Here is a 10,709-nt window from a genome sequence, read left to right as displayed (position 1 = left end):
ATTTTAATGTTCTTTCAATATAAATTCTTGAAATCCCACCTTTAGATAATCTAGCTTCAAGGTATCTTCTGATTTTGTAGTCTTCCGCGATTCTGTCTCCATAATCGTTTCCGCCAAACCAGTTAGAATCCCATCCTCTGATGATACCTAATCTGTTACCAATTGGATTTGTCTTCTGTCCCATACCTTGATTTAGTTTTCTTTATTACCTAAGATTAATGTAACGTGGTTAGATCTTTTTCTGATTCTGTACCCTCTACCTTGCGGAGCTGGTCTTAGTCTCTTCAATTGTCTTGCACTATCCACGAATATTTCTTTAACGATAAGGTTTGCTTCCTCGATGTCAGCCCCTTCGTTTTTCACTTGCCAGTTAGCAATTGCAGAAAGAAGTAATTTTTCTAATTTGTTAGAAGCTTCTTTCTTAGAATATTTAAGGATATAAAGAGCTTTATCTACTTGCTCTCCTCTAATGATATCAGCAACTAATCTCATTTTTCTCGGAGAAGATGGGCAGTTATTTAATGAAGCTTTAACAACGTCTTTGTTAGCTTCTTTTCTTGCGATTGCGCTATCTTGTTTTCTTGATCCCATGATTATCTGCTTCCTTTGTTTTTGTTACCACCATGACCTCTGAAAGATCTTGTTGGAGAAAATTCGCCTAACTTGTGACCAACCATGTTTTCTGTAACGTATACAGGGATAAAAGATTTCCCGTTGTGTACAGCAATAGTTTGTCCTACGAAGTCCGGAGAGATCATAGATGCTCTAGACCAAGTTTTGATAACTGTCTTCTTACCAGACTCTATATTTGCCTGAACCTTCTTATCTAAAGTGTGATGAATGAACGGTCCTTTCTTAAGTGATCTTGCCATAATTATTTTCTTTTAGATACGATGTAACGGTTAGACACTTTGTTTTTCTTTCTAGTTTTGTAACCTTTAGCCGGTTTACCGTTTCTAGATCTTGGGTGACCTCCAGAAGAACGTCCTTCACCACCTCCCATTGGGTGATCTACAGGGTTCATTACTACCGCTCTTGTTCTTGGTCTTCTACCTAACCATCTGCTTCTACCAGCTTTACCTGATACAGTTAATTGGTGATCAGAGTTAGAAACAGATCCAATCATTGCCATACATTCAGTAAGGATCATTCTGGATTCTCCTGAAGGCAATTTAATGATTGCATATTTTCCGTCTCTTGATGTTAATTGCGCTGAAGAACCAGCACTTCTTGCTAAAATAGCACCTTGACCAGGCTTCATTTCAACACAAGAAATTACAGTACCCAATGGAATATTTTTCAATTTCATTGCGTTACCTACGTTTGGCTCTACGCTTTCACCTGAAACTACTTTTTGGTCTACTTTGATACCGTTTGGAGCGATGATGTATCTCTTCTCTCCGTCTGCGTACTCTAATAAAGCGATAAATGCAGTTCTGTTTGGATCGTATTCTACAGATTTTACAGTTGCTTCAACGTTTGCTTTGTTTCTTTTGAAGTCAATAATTCTGTATTTCTTTTTGTGTCCACCTCCGGTGTAACGCATGGTCATTTTACCTGTTTGGTTACGTCCACCTGACTTTTTAATACCAACTGTTAGAGATTTCTCTGGTTTGTTAGTAGTAATTTCCTCAAAATTGTTTACAATTCTGAATCTCTGTCCCGGGGTGATAGGTTTTAATTTTCTAACAGACATTACTATTATTTATAATTATAATTAATTTACAGCAAAAATATCGATAACCTCACCTTCAGCAAGTTTGATTACCGCTTTTTTCAATTTGTTTGTCTTTCCTACTTGAAGACCTTTTTTAGTGTATTTCGAAGAAACCTTCGGAGCATAAATCATTGTATTAACGTCTGCTACTTTTACACCATAAGCCGCTTCTACAGCTTTCTTAATCTGGATTTTATTCGCCTTAGTGTCTACCAAGAAAGAATAAGAACCTCTTAAATCTGTAAGGTAATTAGCCTTTTCTGAGATAACTGGTTTAATGATAATAGACATGATTTATTTCTTTAAATTTTCCTGGAATTTTTCTACTGCACCTTCGAAGAATACGATCTCACCTGCGTTTACTAAATCGTAAGAACTGATCTCGTTGTAGTTCATTACTTTAGCTTTAGGTAAGTTTCTTGAAGATAAATACACATTCTTGTTAGCTTCAGGAAGAACGAATAAAGATTTTTTACCGTTAAGTTCCAATGCGTTTAATACATTGATGAAATCTTTAGTCTTAGGAGCTTCAAAGCTCATATCTTCTAAAACTTTGATGCTGTTGTCTCTCATTTTCTGAGATAAAACAGATTTTTTTGCTAATCTCTTAAGAGCTTTGTTCAATTTGAATCTGTAGTCTCTTGGTTTTGGACCGAATACTCTACCTCCACCTCTGAATGTTGGAGATTTGATATCACCATATCTAGCAGAACCAGATCCTTTTTGCTTCTTAAGTTTTTTAGTAGAAGCAGTAATTTCGCTTCTTTCTTTTGCTTTATGAGTTCCTTGTCTCTGTGCAGCAAGGTACTGTTTAACTTCTAAGTAAACCGCGTGCTGATTTGGCTCAATTCCGAATACTGTTTCGTCTAGAGTTACTTTTCTTCCGGTCTCTTTTCCTGATGTATTTAATACTACTAGTTCCATTTTCTGATAATTACATAAGAATTTTTAGCTCCCGGAACAGCACCTTTTACTACTAAAAGATTTTGTTCTTGATCCACTTTTAATACCTGAAGGTTTTGTACAGTTACCTGTTTACCTCCCATTCTTCCAGCCATTCTCATCCCTTTGAATACTCTTGAAGGGTCAGATCCGGCACCGATAGAACCTGGAGCTCTAAGTCTGTTGTGCTGACCATGAGTTGCCTGCATTACACCTCCAAATCCGTGTCTTTTAACAACACCCTGGAAGCCTTTACCTTTTGAAGTACCTGTTACATCTACGAATTCTCCTTCGTTGAACAAGTCTACCTTTACTTCTTCTCCTACTTTTACTTCATCAACGAATTCTCTGTAGAATTCTACCAATTTAGCTTTAGGAGCAGAACCAGCCTTTTTGAAATGACCAGCTAACGCTTTACCAACGTTCTTCTCACTCTTGTCATCGAAACCTAATTGAACTGACTTATAACCGTCTTTTTCAATGGTTCTGACCTGTAAAACCGAGCATGGACCAGCCTGAATAACTGTACAAGGAATATTTTTCCCTGCTTCGTCAAACAAAGAAGTCATACCGATTTTTTTACCAATAATACCTGACATTGTTTATGTTATAATAAAATTTATCCTTTATTTATCACCATTTTTGGAGGTCTGAAGTAATTTCTACTTTTGAATATAGGCATACTACGCCCCTAAAATGAGTGTGCAAATTTATGAATATTTTTATAACTGACAAATATTTACAGTAAAATATTTTGATTTTTAGTGATTTAGATAATTATGAGAAAACTTGAGCTAAATTTCAGAGATATTTTTTTTGAATTATGAAAAATTTAAAAATGAAATAATTTATTTAACAATAACACTGATGCCAATTTCTTCAAGCTTATTTTTATCCTCCTCTAAAATATCACCATCTGTAATCAGAAAGTCGATCTTATCCAGATCTGCGATTTTTCCGAAACCTTTTTTATTCAGCTTGGAAGAATCTGCAAGAATCACCACCTTGTCCGAACATTCAATCATCAGTTGATTAAGATGAGCTTCCGCAGCATTGGAAGTACTAATCCCGAAATTCATATCGATTCCGTCTACTCCCAGAAATAATTTATTGCACGAGAAATGTTTCAGAATCGTCTCAGAGATGGAACCTACAATAGAAGTCGAACTTTTTCTCACCTCTCCTCCCAATTGTATAATATTAATGTTCGGATTATTGCAAAGCTCGATCGCAACACGTAAAGAAGAAGTAAGAACTGTTAATGGGCCAAAATTTACCAGCATTCGTGCAAGATAATGCATCGTGGTTCCTGAAGCCAGAATAATACAGTCGTTCTCCTGAATCAGAGAAAGCGCACCTTTCGCAATATTCTTTTTAGCCTCTACATTGATATTTTCCTTTTCATCAACATTTTTTTCGTACGCATACCTCACCTGCTTACTTGCTCCTCCGTGATTCCGGAACAGCAATCCCAGACTTTCAAGGTAATTCAGATCCTTTCGGATCGTAACCGACGAAACATTGAATTTCTCACAAAGATCCTGAACCAGAATATGATCTTTTTCGTCTAATTCCTTTAAAATATCATTATGCCTTGGAAGCAATTTCTCCATTATGTTTCGTTTTCTCAAAAATACCATTTTTATTTTGATTCGAAAAATTTCATTTATTTTCTTTTTTAGTTTCGTTTTTAATTTATAACTTTGAAAACGAAACATAACGAAATATTATGAAACGAAACGAAGAACTCAGCAAATTATCCACCGTTAAAGAATGGGACTTTATCATCATTGGCGGAGGAGCGAGTGGATTAGGTTCGGCACTGGACGCAACAAGCAGAGGATTTAAAACGTTACTGTTAGAATCTCACGATTTTGCAAAAGCAACTTCCAGCAGAAGTACAAAACTGGTACACGGCGGCGTAAGATATTTAGCACAGGGAGATATCGGCTTGGTAAAAGAAGCTTTAAAAGAAAGAGGTTTACTGGCAAAAAATGCAGCTCACGTTGTAAAAAACCAGTCTTTCATTATTCCCAATTATACGTGGTGGGAAGGAATTTATTATAAAATAGGACTTTCTGTTTACGATTTTCTTGCCGGAAAATTAAGTTTGGGAAGAACGAAATACATTAGCAAATCAAAAACCGTAGAGAAACTTCCGACTATCGAACAAAAAGGTCTGGCAAGCGGAGTGGTTTATCAGGACGGACAGTTTGATGATGCAAGACTGGCGATCAACTTAACACAGACGATTATCGAAAAAGGCGGAACAGCGGTTAATTACGTAAAAGTGATTAATTTGATTAAAAATGATTCCAATAAAATCATCGGTGTTGTTGCTGAAGATCAGTTTACCAAACAGCAATTCGAAATCAAAGCGAAAGTTGTTATCAATGCAACCGGAGTTTTCACGAATGATATTTTAAATATGAATAACCCGAAACACGGAAAATTTGTCGTTCCAAGTCAGGGAATTCATTTGGTTCTGGATAAATCGTTTCTGAAAAGTGATGACGCCATCATGATTCCTAAAACTTCAGACGGAAGGGTTTTATTTGTCGTTCCGTGGCACGACAGAGCTTTGGTAGGAACAACAGATACGTTACTGGAAAACGAAAGTTTTGAGCCAAGAGCTTTGGAAGATGAAATTAAATTTGTCCTGAATACTGCAAGACAATATTTAGCGATAAAGCCAACCCGAGAAGACGTAAAATCTGTTTTCGCAGGACTCAGACCTCTCGCAGCTCCGAAAGACGGCAGCAAAAGCACAAAAGAAGTTTCCAGAAGTCATAAAGTCGTTACCTCAGACACGGGACTTATCTCCATTATCGGAGGAAAATGGACGACATACCGTAAAATGGCGGAAGATACGATTGATGAAGCCATGCAAGTTCATAACCTTGGAATAACCACTTCCAAAACAGAACATCTTTCGATACATGGAAATGTGAAACCCGAAACGGTGGACAGAACGAATCATTTATATGTGTATGGAGCCGATATTCCGGAAATAAAAAAACTACAGCAGAACAATCCTGAATTGTCAGAAAAAATACATCCTGATCATCCCTTCACTATGGCAGAAGCAGTCTGGGCAATACGAAGCGAAATGGCACAAACCATTGAGGATATTTTAGCACGAAGAGTACGTCTTTTATTTTTAGATGCAAGAGCGGCAATCGACAGCGCGCACAAGATTGCACAGATCATTGTAAAAGAAAACGGACATTCTGCAGAATGGGCGGATGAACAGGAAAGAGAATTTATCGAATTGGCGAAAGGATATTTACTGACTCCTTATTCTCCAAGATCCATTTAACCTTAATTTACGATTACAGCATGAGTGAAAAGTTGATTCTCGCTCTGGACCAAGGTACGACTTCGTCGAGAGCCATTTTATTCAATCACAGCGGAGAAATTGAATTTGTTTCTCAGAAAAGTTTTGAACAGATCTTTCCTACACCGGGTTGGGTAGAACACGATCCCAATGAAATCTGGTCTTCTCAGGTTTCCGTAGCAGCAGAAGTTATTGCCAAAGCCGGAATATCCGGAAGAGAAGTTGCCGCCATCGGAATTACCAACCAGCGAGAAACCACCGTTGTATGGGATAAACAAACCGGAGAACCTGTGTATAATGCCATTGTATGGCAGGACAGAAGAACTTCCAAATATTGTGACGAATTAAAAGAACAGGGACATGCTGAGAAAATCAAAGAAAAAACAGGTCTTGTACTGGATGCTTATTTTTCAGCAACAAAACTGAAGTGGATCTTAGACAATGTAGAAGGCGCAAGAGAAAAAGCAGTAGCCGGAAAATTATGTTTCGGAACAGTAGACACGTTCCTTGTCTGGAAACTTACGCGCGGAAAGATGTTCATCACCGATGTTTCGAATGCAAGCAGAACCATGCTTTTGAATATTCATACTTTAGAATGGGACGATGATTTACTGGAACTCTTCAATATTCCAAGATCGATTTTGCCGGATGTGAAACAAAGCAGCGAAATCTACGGAGAAACAGCCACTACATTATTCTCCACAAAAATTCCGATTGCAGGAATTGCGGGAGATCAGCAGGCTGCATTATTCGGACAGATGTGTACGACTCCGGGAATGGTAAAAAATACCTACGGAACAGGCTGCTTTCTTTTAATGAATACAGGAACAGAAGCTGTTTTATCTAAAAATAATTTACTGACGACCGTTGCATGGAAAATTAATGGCGAAGTGAATTATGCTCTGGAAGGAAGCGTTTTTGTGGGCGGAGCAGCCATTCAATGGTTAAGAGACGGTTTAAAACTAATTCATTCTGCGGAAGAAGTAAACACACTTGCACAATCGGTTGAAGATAACGGCGGTGTGTATTTTGTTCCTGCATTAACAGGATTAGGCGCTCCTCACTGGGATCAGTATGCCCGCGGAACGATCGTTGGTGTAACCCGCGGAACCACGAACGGACATATCGCAAGAGCTACTTTGGAAGGTATTGCTTTTCAGGTGTATGATATTGTAAAAGCAATGGAAGCTGATTCCGGAACGGAAAGCTTAGAATTAAGAGTAGACGGCGGAGCTTCTGCAAGCGATTTGCTGATGCAGATTCAGTCGGATTTATTCGGATTTAAGATTACAAGACCAAAAACTCTGGAAACAACGGCTTTGGGAGCGGCTTATCTTGCCGGACTTGCTGTCGGATACTGGAAAAATATTGATGAAATACAGTCTCAATGGATCATTGATAAAGATTTCCACCCGCAACTGGAAAAAGAAAAAGTGGAAAAGATGGTAAAAACATGGACAAAAGCGGTACAGCGTTCTCAAAGCTGGATCGAAGATTAACCTTTTAAAATAAAACTATGACTCCATTTACAGCAGAAATAATCGGCACAATGCTGATGATCCTTTTAGGAAACGGCGTAGTTGCCAATGTTGTTTTGAAAGGAACAAAAGGAAACAATTCCGGCTGGATTGTAATTACCACCGCCTGGGCTCTGGCAGTTTTTGTGGGGGTAACCGTTGCAGGCCCCGTAAGCGGCGCGCACCTGAATCCCGCAGTGACTTTAGGATTGGCTTTCGCAGGAAAATTTTCATGGGATCTTGTTCCTACCTATATTGCCGGAGAAATGATCGGGGCAATGTTGGGAGCATCTCTGGTCTGGATTTTCAATAAAGATCATTTTGCCATTACGGAAGATGAAGGGGCAAAACTTGCATGTTTCAGTACAGGACCTGCCATCAGAAAACCTGTTTCCAATTTAATCAGCGAAATTATCGGAACTTTCGTTCTGGTATTCGTGATTTTTCATTTCGCAGATCCAAGTATGACTTTAAATAATGATCCGACCGCAAAAATAGGATTAGGAAGTGTGGGGGCCTTACCGGTAACTTTATTGGTCTGGGCAATCGGTCTTTCTTTAGGAGGAACTACAGGCTACGCTATTAATCCGGCAAGAGATCTCGGACCAAGAATTATGCATGCACTTCTTCCGGTAAAAGGAAGCAGTGACTGGAGTTATGCATGGATTCCCATTGCAGGACCAATCATTGGAGCTGCTCTTGCTGCGTTACTTCACGGAATTCTGAGCTAACAAAACTTTACTTTATGAAAAAACTAATCTATTTATGCCTGATTTTATCAGGTACAGGAACTCTTTTTGCCCAAGAAAATAAAGAAACAGCGGAAGAAAGCAGACTGGATTTTACCGCAAACATTCAGAATAACCATCTTTGGAGAGGTTTAATAATTACCGATAAACCAGTCGTCATGGGAAATCTTTCCTACGCTCTGGATAAAGAAAAAAAATGGAAGGTCGGAGTTTGGGGCGCATCTGCACTAACGGACGATAAAGACAATACACATTATAAAGAAATCAATTACTATGTACAGTTTTCCAACGGAAGATTTTACATTGGATTGTGGGATTTATTTAATTCAAGAAATATAAACACTGCGGTGGCTTCGGAAGATATTTTTAATTATTCCAACAGGAGAACAGCGCATATTATTGATTTAAGAACGAATTATACATTTGGTGCTACTTTTCCTTTAAATATTGAAGCAGACATTATGCTGTATGGAGGAGCCAATGCAGGAGAAGTGGTTCTGGAATCTGACGGAACGTATAAAAAGAATAAATATTCAACATATATTCAGGCGAGTTATCCTGTTATTAAAGATAAAAAAGTAAATCTTGACGCTTTTGTAGGAGCTGGATTTGCCTTAAATGACAAAAGATTTCTTTACGGAAACAGAGAAAATAGTTTTGATATTGTAAATGTAGGCGTGAAGGCAAGTAAAACGGTAAAAATTACCGATCATTACAGCCTGCCTGTTTCCATGATGGCAATGTGGAATCCTTCGAATAAGTTCGCAAGAATTCAGCTTGCTGCAACAGTATTCTAGAAAATTAATTGTTAGTAATGTACAGACCATCTCTTTTTGAGGTGGTTTTTGTTTTTATTAAAAAAACTTTGTTTTTCGAAAATAAGTGGAAATGCCTTTGTTTATCTAAATCTACGGTGTTAATAATTTGAATTTTCTTTGTCTTTCTTTGCGTTTAGTCGCTAAGTTAAACAAAGATTATTTTTAAATATATAGTATTTTAAAGATAGACAATGGCACTTCGTTTATAAAACGTAAAACGAAGAGTAAAATTAAACTTTACAAAATCTTGTCATAAAAGTAATCACCGTGATTTTACGGTGTAATTTTTGATAGGATATTTTTAATTTTGAGAAAAATTTACTTGTGAAAAAACTTTTATTTCTATTCTTCTTTCTCTTCTCCTTACTTTCATTGGCGCAGTCGAAAGTTCCGTTTTTCGGGAAAAGAGATTTCAATATAGAAGATGGAACAAATGGCTCCGGAACAACAAGCTATTATATCAACATAAAAGATAACGGCGATGTGTATTTCGGTTTTGTACAGATCAATCAGGCAGACGGAACGGAAACTCAGGAAGAATTCAATGCCGGAAAATATGATCCGAAAGTGATGAAAGTTTATTTTAAAACCTATAATGAAACATTTTACGTGAAATTTGATAAAGAAAAAATTTATCTGACCGATGAAAACGGAAAAGTGAAAAGATCCGACGATTGCTGTCCAGTTTCTGAAATGGAAAAAACGAATTGCGAATGCTCAGGAATATTATACCAATGATGAAAGTCTCTCAACTTCTGTTAATTTTATTTCTCGCCGTTTCCTGTGGTAAAAAACAGTCTCATCCATATACTTTTTATTACTGGAAAACCCGTTTGGCTTTAGACAAAACAGAGAAAGACGTTTTACAAAAAGCAACCGATCCTTATTTATATACGCGTTTTTTTGATGTTGATAAATTGGACGGGAAATTTCAGCCTGTCGGAGTTATTACAAAAGATCAGAGTTTCAGCTATGATAAAAATATTGTTCCGACGGTTTTCATTACAAACCGGACTTTTCTCAACATCACCAATGAGGAAATACAGTTTCTTGCAGCAAGCATTAATGATTTAATTACAAAAAAGTCTTCAGAATATCAGCTGAAAACGGACAATCAAATACAAATTGACTGCGACTGGACTGCAGGAACCCGTGATGACTATTTTAAATTTCTGAAAAAATTAAAGGATGTTTCAAAAAAAACGGTAACCTGCACGCTTCGTCTTCATCAGGTAAAAGATAAAAATATCATGGGAGTTCCACCGGTTGAGCAGGTTTTTCTCATGTGCTACTCCACTTCTTCACCGCTGGAAAATTCTGATAAAAATTCGATTCTTGATGTTAATACTCTGAAAAATTATCTTTCCAAACTGGAAGATTATCCTGTTAAAAAGATTGAGGTTGCCTTACCAATTTATTCGTGGGGAATTGTCACCAATCATTTGGGAAAACATAAACTGATTAATGCTCTATCTGAAAAGGATCTTAAAAACCCCGATTTCAAGCGAATATCTGACACAGAGATTGAAATACAGAAGCACGGATTTTATTTCGGAAGTTATCTGAACAAAGGTTTCAGAATTAAAATTGAAGAGATTTCAGATGAGCAGCTTCAGGAAGTCATCCGTA

General features: G+C 37.4%; 13 protein-coding genes and 1 pseudogene. 6 read left to right on the top strand and 8 right to left on the bottom strand.

All coding sequences use genetic code 11. The annotated features are described in order from the left end of the window. The 8 genes and pseudogenes from WFK35_RS15840 to WFK35_RS15805 form a co-directional block, all read right to left on the bottom strand. Positions 1-184: pseudogene (locus WFK35_RS15840) on the bottom strand (30S ribosomal protein S3); the annotation flags it as partial. Positions 185-192: 8 nt separating this feature from the next. Then, positions 193-591: a 50S ribosomal protein L22 gene (gene rplV / locus WFK35_RS15835; RefSeq protein ID WP_050020604.1), complete on the bottom strand. Its 399-nt coding sequence runs from the start codon at positions 589-591 to the stop codon at positions 193-195. Positions 592-593: 2 nt separating this feature from the next. Next, positions 594-872, bottom strand: coding sequence for a 30S ribosomal protein S19 (gene rpsS / locus WFK35_RS15830; RefSeq protein ID WP_002983209.1), 279 nt, complete (start codon positions 870-872; stop codon positions 594-596). A gap of 2 nt (positions 873-874) precedes the next feature. After that, positions 875-1,696: a 50S ribosomal protein L2 gene (rplB, locus tag WFK35_RS15825; protein WP_027381305.1), complete on the bottom strand. Its 822-nt coding sequence runs from the start codon at positions 1,694-1,696 to the stop codon at positions 875-877. 21 nt (positions 1,697-1,717) lie between these two features. Beyond that, positions 1,718-2,008 (bottom strand): 50S ribosomal protein L23, encoded by a 291-nt coding sequence (gene rplW, locus WFK35_RS15820; RefSeq protein ID WP_042720941.1) that lies wholly within the window; start codon positions 2,006-2,008, stop codon positions 1,718-1,720. A 3-nt stretch (positions 2,009-2,011) separates the two neighbouring features. After that, positions 2,012-2,641, bottom strand: coding sequence for a 50S ribosomal protein L4 (gene rplD, locus WFK35_RS15815; protein ID WP_214588337.1), 630 nt, complete (start codon positions 2,639-2,641; stop codon positions 2,012-2,014). Further along, on the bottom strand, positions 2,632-3,258 hold the full coding sequence (gene rplC / locus WFK35_RS15810) for a 50S ribosomal protein L3 (protein ID WP_076391854.1): 627 nt from the start codon (positions 3,256-3,258) through the stop codon (positions 2,632-2,634). Before rplC ends, rplD begins: the two co-directional genes overlap by 10 nt. 249 nt (positions 3,259-3,507) lie before the next feature. Continuing rightward, positions 3,508-4,272 (bottom strand): DeoR/GlpR family DNA-binding transcription regulator, encoded by a 765-nt coding sequence (locus WFK35_RS15805; protein WP_336716716.1) that lies wholly within the window; start codon positions 4,270-4,272, stop codon positions 3,508-3,510. A gap of 116 nt (positions 4,273-4,388) precedes the next feature. On the opposite strand from WFK35_RS15805, the gene WFK35_RS15800 reads away from it, so the two are divergent. From WFK35_RS15800 to WFK35_RS15775, 6 genes are all read left to right on the top strand, one after another. Further along, positions 4,389-5,978 (top strand): glycerol-3-phosphate dehydrogenase/oxidase, encoded by a 1,590-nt coding sequence (locus tag WFK35_RS15800; RefSeq protein ID WP_336733402.1) that lies wholly within the window; start codon positions 4,389-4,391, stop codon positions 5,976-5,978. 20 nt (positions 5,979-5,998) lie between these two features. Continuing rightward, positions 5,999-7,495, top strand: a complete 1,497-nt coding sequence (gene glpK, locus WFK35_RS15795) for a glycerol kinase GlpK (protein ID WP_336733401.1) — start codon at positions 5,999-6,001, stop codon at positions 7,493-7,495. A 17-nt stretch (positions 7,496-7,512) separates the two neighbouring features. Beyond that, a complete protein-coding gene (locus WFK35_RS15790; RefSeq protein WP_235133037.1) occupies positions 7,513-8,244 on the top strand; it encodes an MIP/aquaporin family protein in 732 nt (243 codons plus the stop codon). 14 nt (positions 8,245-8,258) lie between these two features. Then, positions 8,259-9,059 (top strand): hypothetical protein, encoded by an 801-nt coding sequence (locus WFK35_RS15785; RefSeq protein WP_336733400.1) that lies wholly within the window; start codon positions 8,259-8,261, stop codon positions 9,057-9,059. 345 nt (positions 9,060-9,404) lie between these two features. Next, positions 9,405-9,818, top strand: a complete 414-nt coding sequence (locus WFK35_RS15780; RefSeq protein WP_336733399.1) for a hypothetical protein — start codon at positions 9,405-9,407, stop codon at positions 9,816-9,818. Next, positions 9,794-10,709: hypothetical protein (locus WFK35_RS15775; protein WP_336733398.1), on the top strand; the 916-nt coding region annotated here is incomplete at its 3' end. The genes WFK35_RS15780 and WFK35_RS15775, both read left to right, overlap by 25 nt.

The organism is Chryseobacterium sp. VD8, from assembly GCF_037149975.1.
GTDB classification, from domain to species: domain Bacteria; phylum Bacteroidota; class Bacteroidia; order Flavobacteriales; family Weeksellaceae; genus Chryseobacterium; species Chryseobacterium indicum.
The sequence above is the reverse complement of the archived record's forward strand: the minus strand, read 5'-3'. Positions and strand labels throughout refer to the sequence as shown.

Bases quoted from the DNA above. Each gene is read 5' to 3' on its own strand.
- rplV (WP_050020604.1), bottom strand. From the start codon at position 591: ATGGGATCAAGAAAACAAGATAGCGCAATCGCAAGAAAAGAAGCTAAC.
- rpsS (WP_002983209.1), bottom strand. From the start codon at position 872: ATGGCAAGATCACTTAAGAAAGGACCGTTCATTCATCACACTTTAGAT.
- rplB (WP_027381305.1), bottom strand. From the start codon at position 1,696: ATGTCTGTTAGAAAATTAAAACCTATCACCCCGGGACAGAGATTCAGA.
- rplW (WP_042720941.1), bottom strand. From the start codon at position 2,008: ATGTCTATTATCATTAAACCAGTTATCTCAGAAAAGGCTAATTACCTT.
- rplD (WP_214588337.1), bottom strand. From the start codon at position 2,641: ATGGAACTAGTAGTATTAAATACATCAGGAAAAGAGACCGGAAGAAAA.
- rplC (WP_076391854.1), bottom strand. From the start codon at position 3,258: ATGTCAGGTATTATTGGTAAAAAAATCGGTATGACTTCTTTGTTTGAC.
- WFK35_RS15805 (WP_336716716.1), bottom strand. From the start codon at position 4,272: ATGGAGAAATTGCTTCCAAGGCATAATGATATTTTAAAGGAATTAGAC.
- WFK35_RS15800 (WP_336733402.1), top strand. From the start codon at position 4,389: ATGAAACGAAACGAAGAACTCAGCAAATTATCCACCGTTAAAGAATGG.
- glpK (WP_336733401.1), top strand. From the start codon at position 5,999: ATGAGTGAAAAGTTGATTCTCGCTCTGGACCAAGGTACGACTTCGTCG.
- WFK35_RS15790 (WP_235133037.1), top strand. From the start codon at position 7,513: ATGACTCCATTTACAGCAGAAATAATCGGCACAATGCTGATGATCCTT.
- WFK35_RS15785 (WP_336733400.1), top strand. From the start codon at position 8,259: ATGAAAAAACTAATCTATTTATGCCTGATTTTATCAGGTACAGGAACT.